Origin of the sequence: Paraburkholderia sp. EG287B (assembly GCF_040965595.1) — a bacterium.
In the GTDB taxonomy this organism is placed as follows: Bacteria; Pseudomonadota; Gammaproteobacteria; order Burkholderiales; family Burkholderiaceae; genus Paraburkholderia.
This window is the reverse complement of sequence record NZ_JBFRCG010000012.1, coordinates 310878-328581: the sequence shown is the minus strand read 5'-3', so window position 1 is coordinate 328581 and position 17704 is coordinate 310878. Positions and strand designations below refer to the sequence as shown.

Here is a 17704-nt window from a genome sequence, read left to right as displayed (position 1 = left end):
CATGAACTACCGCATCGGGCAGATCGTGCCCAGCTCGAACATCACGATGGAAAAGGAGATTCCGGCGATGTTCGCGTCATACATGAGCGACCATCCCGAACACACATTCACGTTCCATTCGAGCCGCGTACGTATGCATAAGGTGGTCGCCGACGAACTTGAACGCATGAACCGCGACATGGGCCGCTGCGCCGTCGAGCTTGCCGATGCACGCGTCGATGTGCTCAGCACCGCGTGCCTCGTCGCGATCATGTGTATGGGCCACGGCTACCATCGCGCCGCGGCGCAGGCGCTGCGCGAGGCCATCGACGCGAACGTCGCGCGGCCGGTAGTGATGACATCAGCGGGCGCGCTCGTCGACGAACTCAAGAGCTTCGGTGCGAAGCGCATTGCGTTGATGGCACCGTACAGCGACGCGCTCACGCGGCGCGTCGTCGAATACATCGAGGCGGAAGGCATCGAGGTTCAGGACGCGATCAACTTCTCAATCGAAGACAACCTCGAAGTGGGCGCGCGCGACCCGCTCAAGCTGCTCGACGACGTGAAGCGCCTCAATACACGCGGCGTCGACACGGTCGTGCTGTCCGCCTGTGTGCAGATGCCGTCGCTGCCCGCGTTGCAGCTTGCGCAACGCGAGCTTGGCGTGCCGGTCACGTCTACGGCGGCGTGCACGGTCCGCCAGATGCTCAGGCTGCTCGGACTTCAGCCGCAGCTGCAAGGCGCCGGCGCGTATCTCGGCGACCGCCGCGGTCTCGACTGACCCGCAGCGCACAGGCGCCACCGCGTTCACCATCCATCCGGCGAGACCGGCCACAGAGCCGCGCCGGAAAAGAGCCATGAGGAGACAATCATGAGCGTCACTCCCGCAGCGCCCGTTGCAGCAACCCGTATCGCAGAACCCGGCAAGCTACAGCTCGCCACCATCGTTGGCGGGGCGGCTATCGGCATGGCCATCGGCTATGCGCCCGCCTTCAACGCCACCGCGGGCGTATTCGCGCCCGACGTCTTGCAAGAGTTTCACTGGACCCGCGAGCAGGCCGTCGTTTCGTACGCGGCATCGATGGGCGGCCTGGCGGTGGCGAGCCCGTTCGTCGGCATGCTGATGGACCGCTTCGGGGTGCGCCGCGTGATCCTCGTTTCGGCGATCGTGTTCAGCCTCGCCGTGGCGGCCATGAGCCTGCAGAATGGCAGCACGATGGCCTGGATCGCGCTTTCACTGCTGATCGGCGTGGCCGGCGCGGCGACTTCGGTGCTCGGGTATCTCGCGATCCTGCCGCAATGGTTCGACAGACGACTCGGTCTCGCCACAGGCTGCGCGATGATCGGGCTGGGCATCGGTGCCGCGATCGCCCCCACTGCGACGCAGCACCTGATCGCCGCGTATCAGTGGCGGCACGCCTACCAGATCATCGCGGGCGTCTCGCTCGTGGGCTCGCTGATCGCATATGCGCTCCTCAGCGAGCGTCGCCCAGCACCACACGCGCAGGCACACGACGACCGCTTCGCCAGCCGCACCGACGACACCCGCCCCTTCTCGCCGGTTAAGCTCGCCGTTATCTTTCTCGTCGCGTTTTTCGCTTCGAGCGCCACGCTCTCGCTCAATCCGCATCTGCCTGCGCTGCTGATGGACCGCGGTTTATCCGCCTCGTCTGCTGCACATTGCGCGTCGCTTATCGGAATTGGAATTCTCGTCGGACGCCTGCTTTCGGGTGTCCTGATCGACCGCTTCCATGCACCTCTTATCGGTACAGGATTTTTTCTCGCCGGCACGGCTGGCTATCTGCTTCTGATGAACGCATCGTCACTGCAGTCCGCCCTGCTCGCATGCGCATGCATCGGCCTCGCGATAGGCGCCGAAGGCGATCTGCTCTCGTACCTGGTACGCGCCTATCTGGGTCTGCGTCGTTTCGGCCTGCACTATGGGATCGCATTTGCGGGGTATGCCCTCGGCGCGGTAATAGGTCCGCTCGCGGCCGGCCGATATTTCGATATGAACGGCAATTACGAGTTGCCGCTGCGACTCGCGCCGGTATTGCTCGTTGGCGCGAGCGCGCTGCTTTTGTCGCTTGGTAGATACCGTGCCCTGTACTCGGATCGTCCCGGTCGCGACTTAGCACGCGTAGACGCTTGACAAGCGCAAAATGCGAAAGGACGAACTCGATGGTGCGTCAGACCGCCAGAGGGAATACGAAGACGCCAATCGACGCCGTTTTAGCGCCTGTGGTCGTGCCTGCTGGCGACGCGACAAAGCTTTCGCACCAAAAGGGGCTCAAGCTGCTCGAGCAGAAGAACGCCGGGTTAGCGCACGACACCGTCGTTCCTTGACCTCACCCTCCAGTGCCTTGACGCGTTCACTCTGCGACGAGCTCGCCCCCCTACTTACCGCTCTCACCTTTGTTCCGCTTTTCCCACCCAGCAATGACCGGTTCGTGCAGTCGAGTTCTGAGGCGGCGGGTTCCGAAGCGCGCACAAAAACGGATTGCTACGCGCTTTGCTGCGTCGCAAATGTCTGCTGAATGAATTTTTGCGCTTGCGGCGTGAGCGCATTCCTTATTCGGGTTTCCACCTGGTGAGCGCCCCCAAACCAAAGCCCGCCGGGCGTTTGTAGATTTGTTTTCGCGACCTGAAGCGGCTTGCACGAACAAACCATTGACATATGCCAGCTCGAACCTAGAATGGATATTGCTGCATCGCACCACTGACTCTCTTCTGTGTCTTGTTGTCCGCGAGCGGATCTCGTGGAATTCGGCACATCCACCTTTCATGGAGCCATTGATGAGCAGTCTTACAACGGAACAGCTCGTCGCCGCGCGGAAAGCCGGCGTCGAAACATCGTTTGTTTTCCTGAACAAAGCCTTCGAAGGCATTGATAGATTGGCCGAACTGAATGTGCAAGCGGTCAAATCGATCCTCGCTGAAAATCAGGAATTTGTCATCAAGGCACTTTCGGCCAAAGATCCCCAGGAAACGTTTTCGCAACAGTCGATCCTGGCGCAACCTGTCCTTGAGAGGGTGCAGTCATACTGGCACCACGTCTACGAAATTCTCTCCAGCACGCAAGCCGAATTTTCTGCGCTCGCCGAAGCACAGTGCAAGCAGTTCCAGAGCGATGCGCGCTCTTTCATCGACGGGCTAACGGCAAATACGCCAGCGGGAAGTGAAGCCGCAGTGACGGCATGGAAGACATTCATCACGACCGCAAGCGATACGGCCAATTCGGTGTACGAAACTGTGGCGAAAGCCACAAGACAAGCAGTGGAAACTGCTGAAAGCGATCTCAACGCTGCGTCTACTGCCAAACGGACCCGCCAGAAGCTTGAATCTGTCGAATCCATTGCAAAGGAGTAGGCCTTTTGGCGCCGACAGCTCGCGCCAGAACGGGAACGCATTCCTGGTTACTGTTTTGCACATGACCTCCTGGAGCTAAACGGCATCGCAGGATTTCGGGCACCGGCATGGGATACCTGATGCAGTCCGTGCATGTCGGTGCTCTACGGCGCGGGACGCACCCGCAACGTCGTGCGGGCGGCCCCTGCCGCTTCGTCACTTTGCGCCATGCAATTTGAAAAGTCACCATGACGATACCTGTTCTAACCACGCACCGAGGCTATCGGCTGAGGGCGAGCGCTGCGCCGATGCTCGACGGTCTCAATCGGGCAGACCTGGTCATCGAGCAACCAGGAAATTCTCCGCAGAAATTTGCCGCCCTGGATTACTTCCACGATGCTGAGCATGCTTTGAAATACGCCGTGGCGTGGGGGCGAATCTGGGTCGACATGCAGACGTGTAGCGAAACCGCCGTTAGGTGGCGTTGCGAAGTCCATTCGCCAGTCCATGCGTAGTGTTGCACGGTGTCCGCGTTCGCCTCTTATAAAGGGTTCTTCCGGGAGCGCCGCAGCGGTTTCATTCAAGGCACTGCGCGCAACCTGCCACACAATCTGGAAAAACGGCGAGCGCGCCCTCCTTCTATATGGCGCTTTGCACAGCGAGATGTCATATCGAACCCATGACGGAATGCGGGGAATGAAATGCTTCTAATGAAGACAGCCAAAAAGCTCACTCTTCTTTGACGCCGCCGTCGGGTCGTTGTGAAACTGTGAAATATGGAATCCTGATCAAAATGCGTTCGAATCGATCAGTGCAGTTGGCCGCCGCCTCTTCGGGGTCGCTCTTTCCGGTCCGGCGGCTAAAAGATCGCTGGATGGCAAACACGCAATGCGGGTAGACACCATTGAAAGTACAACCAGACGCAGGGGGAACCGAACATGTGGCGACTGCTTGCAAGCCTGATTGCACATCAGGCGCCGACTCCCGAGAAGCAGGCTGAACGCGAGGTGAAGGACCTACGCATGGACCTGTTTCAGGCGGAGCAACAAGTAATGCATGCACAGATTCGTGTGGATTACTACCGGGCTCGCCTGGCCTTCATAGAGGATGTGGCGCGCAACGGAATCGAGCAGGTGTCTGACCAGCGCAAGGGGCGCCGCGAACAACGTGAAAATGCCGTCCGGCCTGGGTTCAAGCTCCAACAGGCGCAAACGAACGAGAGAATTGTCGGCGTTGGGCAGTAAGGATGACATGCTCGATCTGTCGCGCAAGTCCGATCAATATGTGCGGACCCTGCCTCATACCGGGAGCAGCCGATGCGCGAGACTGATTCACGGGAAGTAGCAACGCCCCCAGCGAGGCCTCTTCTACTGCTCGCTACGAAGATCGTTCCGCCCCGGCTTCTCGCTGGTCTTATTGATCGTCCGGGCCTTATCCGGTTCGTCGCGGACGCGGAGAACAAACGGCTCATGGTGATCAAGGCGCCGGCCGGCTTCGGCAAGACGTCCCTCGTGCTGACGTGGCTCCAGCCGCTACGGCACGGGGCGTGTTGGTCGCCTGGCTTTCGATCGACGCCGAGGACGACGAGCCCGTGCGCTTCGTCTATCACCTCGCTCAGGCGCTCCGATACGCCTGCGGCAACCTGGGCGAGTCGGCAATCGGGCTCACGGTAGCGGGTTCGCTCGCGCCGGCCCAATCGATCATATCTGCGCTCATCAACGAGCTGGCCGAGGTCGGTGACGAGGTCAGCAACGTGACGTTTCCCTTCTTCGTTGCTGCGAGCAGTGGACTCGTGTTTCAGCGCCGTTGTCATGTACCTTCGGCGCATGAGCACGATCTTCTCCGCCACCGGTTCGGAGTGTCGGTTCAGGACGTTGCGTCAGGTGAGCGGCCACGCTTTATAAACCCTTGAAGCGCCTCGACTGCTCCCAGGTCCCCACGCTCCTGTAGCTTCATGGCGAGTGCGCGCGCAAATATTTTCAGGTCCTCGCGCCCGTGTGCGGCCTCAAACTGGTGAAGCGTTTCCCTGATGGCCGCCTGCATGCTTTCTTCGTGCAGCATGCTCGCGATGTGGGAAACGCCCCGCGCCAGCTCCATTTCATGCTCAGTCAGCCACAGCGCATCAACAACTGCCCTCTTGCGACGACCTCTTGTCATATCAATGCTCCTGGCCTATGCCTGGTCAACTGTTGGTTCGCTTCGACAACCCAAGAGGCGCATCCGCGCAAGTGACGGTGACGACGGATGAGTCCGCGCCGCACTAATCGAGCATCCAGGAGAGTCGCGGCCGCCCGTGCAGTGGCAGCGAACATCGTATTTTTGACGGCAGTTGATGTGCGCGAGCTTTCGGCGGAGGAATCGTCATCCGTGGCGCCAGAGTTGAAAGTCGCAGTCACTCATGCCAATCCACTTCGCTGCAGGTTGAGCTGACACTGGCCCGCCTGAGCGCCACGTCAATACGTGCTGTCAGATCCTGAGCAGGATGATGATTTCGAGGCCTAACGTTAGTGTCAAACAGTCGCGATCAATACGTAGCGCTTACGTGGTGCCGCGTTCCGCATTCACCGCAACGAAGGCGCGCGCCTGTGGGGGCGGTTTCTCAATAAATCAACATCTGCCCGGATTGCCGCATTTTTGTTAATTACACTCATTTCTGATTATTTTGTCAATATAAAATGAGGGCTTGAGCGACTCTTACTAGTTCCGGCGCTTCGAGCAGGAGTTCATGGTAGATAGCGTCAAGCAGCACGGCCGGTCGGTCCTGCAGACCGTCGTCAAGTTTTTCTCCACTGGGCGTCGGGATTCACTGAGCGCCCAATGGCGAGAAGATTTTCGGGCAAACCATCTCCGCGTCTCCTCCAGAGCTCGTGCCCGATAACCGGGACACGTGCACCAACTCGAACCAGCCGCGACCCACACCAAGCGATGAGGCGAAGACGGCTCTTGCCGCGCTGCAACACGAAGGAACTCGTTCGGTACCTGATTTGGTTCTGCAAGCAGACGCGCGTTCGTGAAACAGTACATCGCGCCCTATACTGTTTCGAGGACGCGGCGGGTCTTTCATGTCGCGGTTGGTGCACTTATCCGAACATTTGCGAATGGACCGGCTTCGTTTCCGCAACTGGCAGATGGCGATTGCGATGTCCGCATTGGCGTCGCTCATTTTCATCGCCGATACCGTCACAGTCCTCGACATCGCTGTAGCCACCCTGTACGTGCTTGTCGTGTTGCTGTCAGCGAGGTCCGGGTCGACTCGTACGGTAATGTGGGCGGGCGCGGCATGCATCGCGCTCACTGCGATCAGCTGGATTCTCACGCAGCCGGGCGGCCCTGTCATTGAGGGAGTCATCAATGAAATCATAAGCGTGGTCACGATTGCAGTGGTGACGCTTCTCATGATGCGCAATGTGCGGACCGAGCAGAGGCATCGATATCAGGCAAGCCTGCTCGAACTGACTCGCGATGCCTTCTTGACGTGGGACATGAGCGGGAAAGTGCTCTACTGGAACCCTGGCGCGGAAGCGCTGTACGGGTTCGACCGAGAGGCAGTCCTCGGCAAAATCGTCCACACCGTGCTCAACACGGAATTCACTGTACCGCTAGAACAGATCATCGACTGGCTGCTCCAGCACGATAGCTGGGAAGGCCAATTCGTCCGGCGTCGGGCCGACGGCGCAACTTGCATCGTAAGCGGCCGCCTGACGTTGCAGCGCGATGCGGCCGGTCGACCTTCGATGGTTCTCGAAACCAACAACGATATTACCGACCGCGTGCGCCTAGAAGATGCGCTCGAGCAGGCGCGCTCCGACCTCTTCCGGATGAACCGCGTACTCGTCCTTGGCGAGATGACTGCGTCCATCGCACACGAGATCAAACAGCCGATTGCCGCGATGATGACGAGCGCGACGGCGGCGCTGAACTGGCTCGGTCACGTTCCCCCGGACACGCAGAAGGCGGCGCAGGCCGTTGCGCGAATCGTCAACGATGGCGACCGCGCGGTCGAGGTGCTCGCGCGTGTACGTTCGCTCGTCAAGAAGGCGCCGCCGCGCTCGGAGCGCTGGGATATGAACGAAGCGGTAAAAGAAGCAACCGTGCTAACTCGGGCCGACATCGCGCGCAACCGTATCCGGCTCATGCAGGAAATCGAAGATGCCCCTCTCTTTATCGACGGCGATCGCGTCCAGGTCCAACAGGTACTCATCAATCTGATAGTGAACGCGATAGATGCAATGCGTGACGTGGACGACCAACACCGCGAAATGACCATCGCGACAGGCGTCGATCCGAAAGGCTATGCGTTCATCGAGGTGCGGGATACGGGCGCCGGGATACAGGGCGCAGAATCCGCACGCCTCTTCGAATCATTTTATACGACGAAACCGGAAGGCATGGGGCTGGGTCTAGCGATCTGCAAGTCCATCGCGGAGGCGCACGGCGGACGCATCGAGGCCAGTCCGGGGCAGTCCCGCGGCGCAGTGTTCCGGCTGACCCTGCCTGCCGAACGACACGAATGCACCGGGGCGGCGTAAGAGCTGTGATGGCTCAGCGGTAACAGCGGCCGGCCGTAGCGTTCGCGGTGCCGAGCATGCCACGACGCAACCGGAATTCAATTCGAGCATACGATCCGGCCAGAGCCGGCGCAGAACTGCGTTCGCACATTTACCCCCTTCCCTGGTTATCGCCGTACCATACTAAAATGGTGGTTCTTCCTCGAACAGGTCACGACGTGCGTGCGACAGGCACGCCAGATACTGCAGGCCTCGTCCGCGCCTACCAGGGACTTTCCATGGCTACCGATAGACATGTTCCGTCGGCTACGAGTGGTATCCGTGGCTCGACAGTCTTCGTCGTCGACGATGATGAGTCCATCCGTCTCGCGTTGCGCGACTTGCTGGAGTCGGTCGGGTATGGCGTCGAAACATTCGGCTCTGTCCGGGAATTCCTCGATTTCCGCAAATCCGGTGGCCCCAGTTGTCTTGTACTCGACGTCAGGCTGAAAGGGGAAAGCGGTTTGGCATTCCAGCAGGCGATGGCTCGCGAAGGATTGCATATGCCGGTGCTTTTCATGACCGGTCACGGCGACATGGAAATGTCGGTGCGAGCGATGAGAGCTGGCGCATTCCATTTCTTCCCGAAGCCGTTTCGCGACCAGGACATGCTCGACGCGATCTCCGAGGCACTTTCAAAGGACGCGCAACGCCTCGAAAAGGAGCAAAGCCTCACGGCGCTACGCGCGGCCTACGACTCCCTAACGCCGCGTGAACGAGAAATCCTGGCCCTGGTCGTGCGCGGCATGCTGAACAAGCAGATCGCCGTGCAGCTCAACGTCAGCGAAATCACCGTGAAGATACATCGGGGACAGTTGATGAAAAAAATGGACGCGCATTCGCTTGCGGATCTCGTGTTCAAAGCCGCTGCGCTCGATATCGGCCCGAAGCCTGGGCAGCCGCATACCTGAGAAGTCTCCGCCATGGATGGGCGGAACACACTCAAACACGCCGGTCCCGTGTGCCCGGTTCAGATTGGTTTGCAAGCTCGGGCTTCGGTGCTAGCGCATCCACTGATTCAGAAGCGTCACGGCCTGGCTCGCCTGCACTTGGGAGCGCACCTGGTCGCTCGTGAACGCACTCACGACGATTGTCGGCGTCCCCATCCCCAGAGCAACGTCACGCCGACCCAACGGCGGCCTGACCGTTGCGCCGGCGTGCCCTGGAACAGGACGGACCGGAAGGGGGTCGAGGGAAACGTAGGGGTGTCCAGAAATGGCGGCAGCGCGCAGTCTTCTGGCGCGCCGCCGGCTGATCCTCATTTCGTCATATCATTCAGTGCCAGCCGATATGCGCCTTTCTCCTGGCTTTTTTCATGTACCTGATTCGTTCGCAACGCTGTTCATTTGCCCAGGCGTTACAGCCGAATAGCGTCACGGCCGAGATCTACTCGAGCAGCGCGATGACGCCCTTCGCCTGCTCACCGATCGCGAGATGCCCGGGCTGAAGAACACCGAAAACACCAAGATCTGCAAAATCTCGTTTTCCGCCATGGCTTGAGCATATTTTTTGGCGTCTATGAATCTGTCAGACTGCGTGCCGGATAATACACGCTAAGGACAACTGGCTTTTCTTCGAGGTCTTACATCGATTTACGAACAAAGTGGCGCTATCGCGCGGTCTGTAGCCACCCTCAATGCAAGGTTCCGAACATCACGTCAGCGCACTCGCAGGGCGTAAGGCCCCAACGGAAATAGTTTTCAAGACGGTGTGCAGTAAAGTTGTCAAGAACGTACATAGGCTGAATGTAGCCAACCAAAACAGAATGGTGATACCAGGCTTCAATCCAGCTGTGCAATTCCGCTACGTCCTTCAGTTGCTCGGCAGTTTGAGATTCAGCGCAGTTCTCCAACATTTTGCTTTCCTTAGTACAAAAGATAATGCAATTCGTGGTCTTCTTGCCGGAGCGTGTCGACGGACCGGATTCAACCCCTTTGATGCATACGAATGAGCCGCCATATGAAAACGCTCAACGCGAACCCACCGCCCTATCGCACCTGCCATAAGACAAGATAGTCTTGCCAGATCGATGATTCCATTCTACTAACGGGTAGCGCCGCCTCTACGTGCGCATCGAATGCTATACGCCGGTATAAGGCGCAGGGAGTTCTCGTGCAATACGTGCGCACAACGCAGCGGCGGAAAATGCGCCTTTCACGCCAGGCAGGCTGCGATTTTCCCCAAGGTCGCACATTCGCTCGCGGACATCGTGTTCAAGCCCGTGGCAATGGAAACAGGGCGCAGTATCAACGTCTGCTTGCTGACGGGTGGTAGATGATTCAAAGGAGGGGGCGCAACTGTCGACTTTCCGGTTCCCGGGTCAGAACCGGATGTTTGCAAGTTCGCGCTTAAGAGCCATGGCGTCCACTGGTTTATCGAGGAGCGCGACGGCCGCACTTGCCCGCACCCGCAACCGCAGCTCGTCACTTGGGAACGCGCTCACGAAGATTGTCGGTGGCGCTGCGCCCAGCGCTACAAGACGATCGAGCAACTCCAGGCCGGTCATGCCGGGCATACGGATGTCGGAAATCAGGACGCCACCCTCGGTGCGCAAGCGGGCGGTGCGCGCAGCCAGATACTCGTCCGGCGCAGCAAAGACCTGCGTCGGATAGCCGAGCGATTCCACAAGGCTCTCGATTGCAAGGCGCGAGGATTCATCGTCGTCAACAATCCAGACGGTCCCCTGAGCCCGGCTCGGGGGCGGAGCGCTAGTTGGACGGCTTGAGGGCATGAGTTTTCCGCCGAAGTACCCGCGAATCCAATCTATCCGGCCAATAGCTGCTTGTCCATAATACCGGCGTATATCGCGCTATCCCTCCGGAATGTATAGCCAGGCGCCTGGCGCAGCGTTGCGACCCGCTGTGTGCCCCCGGTTCGAAACCGGCTTTTGTCCATTCGCGCCCGTACCATCCGCACACTTGCTTCACCCCGTTGGCAATGCGGGTCATACGAACGTATAGATGCCGCAAGCAACGGTAGGCGAAGGTCGATACGCTAGCAGAATGGAATCGATACCGATCTTCCTTCTATCTTGGCAATCATAGACGGTGTTGCTTCGGCGCCTGATTTATGACGTCGTGACAGGTCCCTCTCCGTCTACCAGGAGCCGATGCGTCGCAAGCTGTTCGCTAACTGGCAGCAAGCAATTCGTGAGTCACGGCGCGCAGGTGTTCCCGTCAAGTATGTCGGCGAAAGGGTTGAGCCATGTTCAGCAAGCGCACACGTCATGGCGATCTGCCACAGCCCGCGCTCGATGCCCGCAGCGGCATCGAGCCATCCGGGCTGGCGACCACCGTTTCAGCACTTGTCGTTTGCTGGTGGGAGTTGATCGAGATAGCGCTCGACTTCACATCGACAGACGACGCCGCGCTAGCCACGACGATAGGAACACGATTAATCGTGGTGGTGTGCGGGCTCGCAGTCGTACTCAACTCCCGGATTGCACGCTCGGTCTTCTGTTTTCTTTGCGCGATGAGCGCGCTCGCGATCGCCCCTGCGCTTGCAGCGGTTCACCTTACTGGACCGCTGCTCCAGCCAGCCGTCGCTTTCATCGACTGCGTAACGAAAATCCTGTTTCTGGCCAGCAGCCTTCTCTCGTCTATAGGCGGCCGCCGTCCAGATAAGCGAAATATTAGTCCCGCGTTCGCACCAGCCGTAGTGTCGCCGCGCGTCCCGGATGCGGACAGCACTACTCACCAACCTTCTATTCGAGCTAACTGACATGTCCAACAGACTGCACAACTGGATCTACATCGGCGCCAACGCATACGACGAATACACGTTCGTCCCTTGGCTCAACAGGAACATGTACCGCAGAACAGTTGACCTCAACCAGGTCTGCATCCAGTAACTCTTTCTGTTTTTTCCCGGTCGCCTGACGTTGCTGATCTGACGTGGAATGCGCTCATAGTCACAGCTATCAGGCCGCCTTCCGTTGTGGCTTTATGGCGTAAATCACTGCTCCCCCGTTCGAACAGTTTCCCCTCACCTCGCTCTGAAAGGAGCGCTCTTATGGAAGCCTCAGCCCTGCTGTTGTCGAGGATACAATTCGCGGCGACCGTTTCCTTCCACATCATCTTCCCATCGTTCACCATCGGACTGGCTGCGCGGCTGGCCGTACTCGAACCGATGGCACTCGCGACCGCAAACCGTGTCTACCGTGAGGTATTCGGATTCTGGCTCAAGATATTCGGCGTTGCTGTCGGCATGGGGGGTGTCTCCGGAATCGTTACGGCATTCCAGTTCGAGACGAACGGGAGTGAACTGTCGAGAGCAAGTGGTCCCATCCCGGGCCCACTGTCAAGTGATTCTACCGACAGATGCGCTCACGACCTCGCGCGGACTGTCAGTCGATCAACCTGCAGGCAGCAGGGGAATCAGCATGAGGAACTTGCTTTTATCGTGCGCATGCGCAATTGCCTGTGCATTCGCCGCGTCGGCCAGCATCGGGCAGGCTCTGCCGGAGCCGGTTGCTGAAGCCCCGTATGACGCCGCCAACATCTCTGTCGCGGCAGCGCGGCAAGTCGCCGACACCGCCGCGCAACCCACCCCGCCCTGGAGCGGGCCGCACAACGGACCGCGTGCACAACCGGGCAAATACATCGCGATCGACGCAGAGGATCTGCGCAATGGCGGCATTCTCGGCGTCGTCGACGGTGTTGTCGACGCGGCCAAGGTAATCGGCTGGAACGTCAAGATATTCAACTCGGAGGGACAGCCCGACCTGCGGCTGAAGACGCTTGCCAACGCGTTCGCAAGTCGCCCCGACGGTCTCATCGTGGTGGGCGGCGACGCCCAGGCGCTGCTGCCGGGATTACAGCCGTTTGCCGGCCGAAAGCTGCCGATCGTCGGCTGGCATGTCGCGCCTCAGGCAGGTCCAGTGCGAGGCACGCCGGTGGCGATGAACGTGTCGACGGATCCGCGCGAAGTTGCGCGCGTGACCGCGCTCGCGGCCATCGCGCAGTCGGGCGGGCACCCGGGCGTCGTCATTTTCACGGACTCGAACTTCAGGGTGGCGCAAGACAAAGCCGATGCGATGGCCGCCGTCGTGCGGGCGTGCAAACAATGCAGGCTGCTGGAAGTGCGCGATGTCCCGATTTCGCGCAGCGAGCAATTGATGCCGGCTACGACGCGCGAGTTGCTCGCGCGTTATGGCAAGCGTTGGAGTTGCGCACTGGCCATCAACGACATCTACTTCGACTACGCCGTCCCGGTGCTCACGCAGGCGGGCTTGCCCACCAGCGCGATGGTTATGCTGTCGGCAGGCGACGGTAGCGAGTCAGCGTTCCTGCGCGTGCGCACCGGCACTTTCCAGACGGGAACGGTCGCCGAGCCGCTGTCTCTGCAGGGCTGGCAGCTAGTCGACGAAATGAACCGACTGCTCGCTGGAGAACACGTCACGGATTACGTGTTTCCGGTGCACCTCGTGACGGCTGCCAACGTCACCGCGGACGGCGGCGAGCGGCTCGTTTACGACCCCGCGAACGGCTATCGCGACATCTATCGTCGCATCTGGCAACGGCCATGAAACGCCTGCTGCCTCAATCGCTCACCGCGCAATTTGCTCTGGTGGTCGCGTGCCTCGCTGCGCTGGTGCTCGCGGTGGGCGCCACGGCCCTCTACTCGTTGACCTATTCGGCCAATGCGGTTCGCGGACTCGCGCAGGCCAAGCTCGAGCGCGGAGAGGATGCTCAAGCGCTGGTGCAGCGCACACTGACGATCGAGAGGATGGCGCTGCAGTTGTCGAGCGACCACACCGTCGATGCGCTGCGACAAACCCATCTGCATATCCTCGAACAGCTGGAAGTTTTCGACCGTCTGGTGGACCGCCTCGCGTCGGCCGCCGCGGGCAACGACGTCGGTGTCGATGTGCTGGCGCTGCATCGATCGAGCCAGCGTTTTCGCAATACAGTGAACATCGAGGCGCAGATGCGCGCGACGATGCTTGCGTCGACAGGCCTGCCGGGAGCCGGCACGCAGGCCGCCGGCCCCATGGCCGGCCTCGATGACGAGGTACGACGCCAGGCCGACGCGCTGTCCGCCGCGGCGCGCCAGGTGGCGGACGATTTCACGCTCGACTACCGCAAGACGATCGAAAACCTGGCACAGAACTCCGAGAGCCTGCGCGCGTGGGTCGTCGGCGAAGTCGCTGTGAGCCTGTTGCTCACCTGGTTGATCGTGCGGGTGTTTCTCGGCCGTCACATCGTGGCGCGGCTGCGCCTTGTCAGCCACTACCTGCGACACGGCGATCGGGAGGCCGCAGGCGAAAGCGACGGCGCGCAAACCCGAGTGCCTGTGGAGGGCGCCGACGAGATCGCCGACATGGCGCGTGCAGTCGAGCAGTTTCTCGAAGATCGGCGCGAGCGCGCGCGGGCCGAGGACGCGCTCAAACGGCTGAATGCCGAACTGGAGACGCGCGTCGCGCAGCGCACCGCCGAACTGGCAGCGGCTCTTGCGGGCCAAACCGCGGAGATGGCCGAACGTCAACGCGCCGAAGAAGCGGCGCGAGCTAGCGAGCACTTCCTGGACAGCATCATCGAGAATATTCCGGTCATACTCTTCGTCAAGGAAGCCGTGTCGCTGCGTTTCCTGCATGTGAACAGGGCCACCGAGGAACTGCTTGGCTACGGGCGCGAGGAACTCATTGGGAAATCGGTTCACGACCTGTTCCCCGCGCAACAGGCGGAATTCTTCGCGCAAATGGACCGCGCCGTGCTGGAGGCACGGCAGTCGGTGGACATACCGGAGGAAACGGTTCAGACCCGCGATGGACCGCGCCTCGTGCACACCATCAAGATCCCAATCGTCGACGCGACCGGCAAGCCTCAATTCCTGATCGGCATCTCGCGCGACATCACAGAGCAAAAGCGCGCGGAAGCCGCATCACATGAGAGCGAGCGGCGATACCGTGAAGCGCAGATGGCGCTCGCGCATGCAAACCGGGTCACGACGATCGGACAGTTGGCAACGTCGATGAGTCACGAAATCAAGCAACCGGTAGCCGCTATCATGACCAACGTTCACGCGGGGCTGATCTGGCTGCATGCGGCGACGCCCAATTTGCCGAAGATCGAGCAAGCGTTCGCTCGAATCCTGAAGGATGCCGAGCGAACTGCGGGAATCCTGGACCGGATCCATGGCCTCGTCGGGCAAAACCCGCCTTCCACAGAACGTTTGCGGATCAATGAGGTCATCGGCGAGGTAATCGCGCTGATGCGCGCTCAGGTTGCCGGAAGCGGCGTATCGGTGCGCATGCAGCTTGCAGACGATTTGCCGATCATCGAAGGTGATCGCATCGGACTGCAACAGGTGATGCTGAACCTCGTGGTCAACGCGGTCGAAGCCATGAGCGGGCTCGAGGATCAGCGGCGCGAATTGATCGTCGACACTAAAAGCGACGAGTCCGGCGACGTTATCGTCTGCGTGCGCGATCGCGGCCGAGGCCTGGCGGCCGATAGCATCGACCGCATCTTCCAGCCTTTCTACACGTCCAAAGCCGGCGGAATGGGCATGGGATTATCGATCTGCCAGTCGATCATAGAAGCACACGGCGGACGCCTATGGGCAAGCTCCAATGCGCCACGCGGCGCTGTGTTCCAGTTCACGCTGCCAGGCGCGCGAAGGCGCGAAGCGAACCGGAGGGAAGACGCTTCACCAACGTGAAAAAGCGGTGTCATTTTTCCGCCTCTGTCGACAGTTCGCGGGGCCGATCCTCGATACAGTCCATCGCCTGGATGCCATTCACGACCAGGTTGGTGATGACTTGCGTTAACTGGATGCGGTCGCCTGGAACCACGGGCCGTCAGTCGTCGTTGAGCGGCGGGGAGCCTCCATGCCCTGTTCAAAGAACTCTGCGGTATGGTCGATGAATGCTCTGACCTTTGCGGGTAACAGCGCTCGCCCGATATAGGCCAGTCGGACTTCCGCCGCTGAGTCAATGATCTCGAAGTCTTCCAGCAGACGTACGAGTCGACCCGCCTTGATGTCCTGCTCCACAAGCGCAAAAGGAAGCAGGCCCACACCGAATCCCTCGAGAATGATGTCGCGATTGAATATTGGGTTATTCGAGGCAATCTCGTATGTGATTGGCACCGCGACGTTTTCCTGATCTATTCGAAAACTCAGGGTTGGCTTGTGCATCGAGGGCGGCACCGTGACGAACACATGATCAGCCAGGTCGGCAGGATGCCGCGGCGGCGGACGTCTGCCCAGGTACGCCTGCGTTGTGACGATGACCAGCGGCAACCGCTGAAGAAGACGCGTCACGGCAAGATCCGTCGTCAACATGAACGGTAGCACGATGCCCAGATCGTACCCGTCGGCCGTCAGGTCGACAGATCGCTCGGTCAATGTGATATCGAGACTGACATTTGGATGTTTGCGTTTGAAAGATGCAATCAATGGCGCAAGCCATGTCAACGCAGCGGTAGTGTGCGCGACCACGCGTAATACGCCCGCGGGTAGTCGTCCGTGACCTGCAGCGCACGCTTCCAGGCAGTCGAGATCGTCGAGAACGCGACAGCAACCCTCGTAAAAGTGCTCTGCGGCTTCCGTGAGCGAAAACTGCCGTGTCGAACGGTGAAACAGTCGCGTTCCCAGACGCTCTTCCAGTGATGCTATTGAGCGTGAAACAACGGATGGTGACAGGGCCATCATTTCGCCCGCGCGTCGGAAGTTTCTCACTTCGACGATCGTGCGGAAGAGGCGCAAGCTTTCTATATATTCCATGATCTACTTTTTCTGGCAACCGCCTTCACGGTCCCAGTCGGGGCGATCCCGCCATCGTTGAAGAGATAAATCGTCCACGGCAGTATCGCTCGCGGTGGAGTGTCCGCCAAGGCTTGCGACGGGCATACTCCATACTTCGGCAGCAAGATTCATCACGCGTATGCCTCTGCAAGGTCTAATCGCAGCCCGTCTGGACTCGTCAGCGAATTGAATATTTACGGCATTTCTGCCCTAGGCGTCGGCGGTGCTTTTTTCCATTGGCTGCCGATACAGTGCGGACGATGCGAATTCCTCCAGCACTGTCTGGATCAGCTGGTCGGCTGCACTCTGCGGATAACACAGACTGAAGAGCTGCATGCCATCGCACAGGCTCACGAGGCCTAGCGCGAGCGCGTCCGCACGCAGTGGCAATGCGTTGTCGCTTTCCTTCAGGTGCGTTCGAATATAGGCGCTGACCTGTAATAGCCTCGCGCGTCGCAACGCATGAAGCCGCTCCTGAAAGGCGCTGTCGCGGCGCGCAAGAAGGTACGCCTCAACCCAAAGCGGAAAGCATTCGAGGTCACGGTAAGAGCGGGCGAAATGAGCAATCGCGCGTGCCGTGGCTTGCTCAGGCGTGGTGCCCTCGAGGATTGCCCGCAGATTCGCCTGCGCCTCATCGGCATCGCGCCGCAACAGCTCCGTCAGCAGGTCCTGTTTGCTCGTGAAATTGGAGTAGAACGCGCCCCTTGTGTACCCGGCGGTCTCGCAGATGTCCTCCACGCTCGTCGCAGCAAAACCCTTCTCAAGGAACATGGTCCTTGCGGCGACGTACAGGCGCTCCCGGGTCAGCTCTTTTCTGCGCGCGTGGCTCAAGCGTTCGGGCTTCATGGCGTGGTTTGAGGCTATCTCACGGTCCGCGCTCGCCTGCGCAAAGGCGAACCTGTGAAATCGCTGTTTCTCGATGACCCCGCTGAAACCTGCTCATGCAATCCAACGGATATGCGACATTAAACTCATAACTGATCATTTAGTCAATATATAAATTGAGGGCGCGAGCGAGGCCGGCTCGATTGATACACACAGCCATGCCTACTGCGATTGCGACCAGTTGTCCCCGCCGGCTC

Annotated in this window: 17 protein-coding genes; 13 read left to right on the top strand and 4 right to left on the bottom strand. The window is 59.9% G+C overall.

The annotated features are described in order from the left end of the window. The first annotated feature begins 1 nt into the window (after nt 1). The 8 genes from AB4Y40_RS23700 to AB4Y40_RS23665 all read left to right on the top strand — a co-directional run bounded on the left by AB4Y40_RS23700 (nt 2) and on the right by AB4Y40_RS23665 (nt 8785). Nucleotides 2-760, top strand: coding sequence for an Asp/Glu racemase (locus AB4Y40_RS23700; RefSeq protein ID WP_368689843.1), 759 nt, complete (start codon nt 2-4; stop codon nt 758-760). Nucleotides 761-850: 90 nt separating this feature from the next. Then, entirely contained in the window at nt 851-2131 is a 1281-nt protein-coding gene (locus AB4Y40_RS23695; protein ID WP_368689842.1) for an MFS transporter, read from the top strand. Between the two features lie 29 nt (nt 2132-2160). Continuing rightward, nucleotides 2161-2325, top strand: a complete 165-nt coding sequence (locus AB4Y40_RS23690; RefSeq protein ID WP_368689841.1) for a hypothetical protein — start codon at nt 2161-2163, stop codon at nt 2323-2325. A gap of 450 nt (nt 2326-2775) precedes the next feature. Then, nucleotides 2776-3348, top strand: a complete 573-nt coding sequence (phaP, locus tag AB4Y40_RS23685; protein WP_368689840.1) for a TIGR01841 family phasin — start codon at nt 2776-2778, stop codon at nt 3346-3348. A gap of 917 nt (nt 3349-4265) precedes the next feature. Then, complete coding sequence (locus AB4Y40_RS23680) at nt 4266-4571, top strand: hypothetical protein (RefSeq protein WP_368689839.1); 306 nt, start codon at nt 4266-4268, stop codon at nt 4569-4571. 302 nt (nt 4572-4873) lie between these two features. After that, nucleotides 4874-5239 carry a hypothetical protein gene (locus AB4Y40_RS23675; RefSeq protein WP_368689838.1) on the top strand — a complete coding sequence of 122 codons (366 nt, stop codon included), beginning with the start codon at nt 4874-4876 and terminating at the stop codon, nt 5237-5239. Between the two features lie 1186 nt (nt 5240-6425). Then, nucleotides 6426-7856: a sensor histidine kinase gene (locus tag AB4Y40_RS23670; RefSeq protein WP_368689837.1), complete on the top strand. Its 1431-nt coding sequence runs from the start codon at nt 6426-6428 to the stop codon at nt 7854-7856. A gap of 257 nt (nt 7857-8113) precedes the next feature. Continuing rightward, nucleotides 8114-8785 carry a response regulator transcription factor gene (locus AB4Y40_RS23665; protein WP_368689836.1) on the top strand — a complete coding sequence of 224 codons (672 nt, stop codon included), beginning with the start codon at nt 8114-8116 and terminating at the stop codon, nt 8783-8785. Nucleotides 8786-9507: 722 nt separating this feature from the next. Here the strand turns inward: AB4Y40_RS23665 and AB4Y40_RS23660 are convergent. Both AB4Y40_RS23660 and AB4Y40_RS23655 read right to left on the bottom strand, forming a co-directional pair. Then, nucleotides 9508-9729: a hypothetical protein gene (locus AB4Y40_RS23660; protein ID WP_368689835.1), complete on the bottom strand. Its 222-nt coding sequence runs from the start codon at nt 9727-9729 to the stop codon at nt 9508-9510. Between the two features lie 465 nt (nt 9730-10194). After that, on the bottom strand, nt 10195-10605 hold the full coding sequence (locus AB4Y40_RS23655) for a response regulator transcription factor (protein ID WP_368689834.1): 411 nt from the start codon (nt 10603-10605) through the stop codon (nt 10195-10197). 473 nt (nt 10606-11078) lie between these two features. On the opposite strand from AB4Y40_RS23655, the gene AB4Y40_RS23650 reads away from it, so the two are divergent. The 5 genes from AB4Y40_RS23650 to AB4Y40_RS23630 all read left to right on the top strand — a co-directional run bounded on the left by AB4Y40_RS23650 (nt 11079) and on the right by AB4Y40_RS23630 (nt 15536). Continuing rightward, nucleotides 11079-11594: a hypothetical protein gene (locus AB4Y40_RS23650; protein ID WP_368689833.1), complete on the top strand. Its 516-nt coding sequence runs from the start codon at nt 11079-11081 to the stop codon at nt 11592-11594. A gap of 1 nt (nt 11595) precedes the next feature. Beyond that, a complete protein-coding gene (locus AB4Y40_RS23645) occupies nt 11596-11724 on the top strand; it encodes a hypothetical protein (protein WP_302057933.1) in 129 nt (42 codons plus the stop codon). A gap of 161 nt (nt 11725-11885) precedes the next feature. Further along, a complete protein-coding gene (locus AB4Y40_RS23640) occupies nt 11886-12350 on the top strand; it encodes a cytochrome ubiquinol oxidase subunit I (RefSeq protein WP_368689832.1) in 465 nt (154 codons plus the stop codon). Beyond that, nucleotides 12256-13401 carry a substrate-binding domain-containing protein gene (locus AB4Y40_RS23635; protein WP_368689831.1) on the top strand — a complete coding sequence of 382 codons (1146 nt, stop codon included), beginning with the start codon at nt 12256-12258 and terminating at the stop codon, nt 13399-13401. Before AB4Y40_RS23640 ends, AB4Y40_RS23635 begins: the two co-directional genes overlap by 95 nt. Then, nucleotides 13398-15536, top strand: a complete 2139-nt coding sequence (locus AB4Y40_RS23630) for an ATP-binding protein (protein ID WP_368689830.1) — start codon at nt 13398-13400, stop codon at nt 15534-15536. Before AB4Y40_RS23635 ends, AB4Y40_RS23630 begins: the two co-directional genes overlap by 4 nt. A gap of 105 nt (nt 15537-15641) precedes the next feature. Here AB4Y40_RS23630 and AB4Y40_RS23625 read toward each other — a convergent pair whose 3' ends face one another. Continuing rightward, nucleotides 15642-16601 (bottom strand): LysR family transcriptional regulator, encoded by a 960-nt coding sequence (locus AB4Y40_RS23625; protein ID WP_368689829.1) that lies wholly within the window; start codon nt 16599-16601, stop codon nt 15642-15644. A 231-nt stretch (nt 16602-16832) separates the two neighbouring features. Continuing rightward, nucleotides 16833-17468 carry a TetR/AcrR family transcriptional regulator gene (locus AB4Y40_RS23620; protein WP_368689828.1) on the bottom strand — a complete coding sequence of 212 codons (636 nt, stop codon included), beginning with the start codon at nt 17466-17468 and terminating at the stop codon, nt 16833-16835. Nucleotides 17469-17704 lie beyond the last annotated feature (236 nt).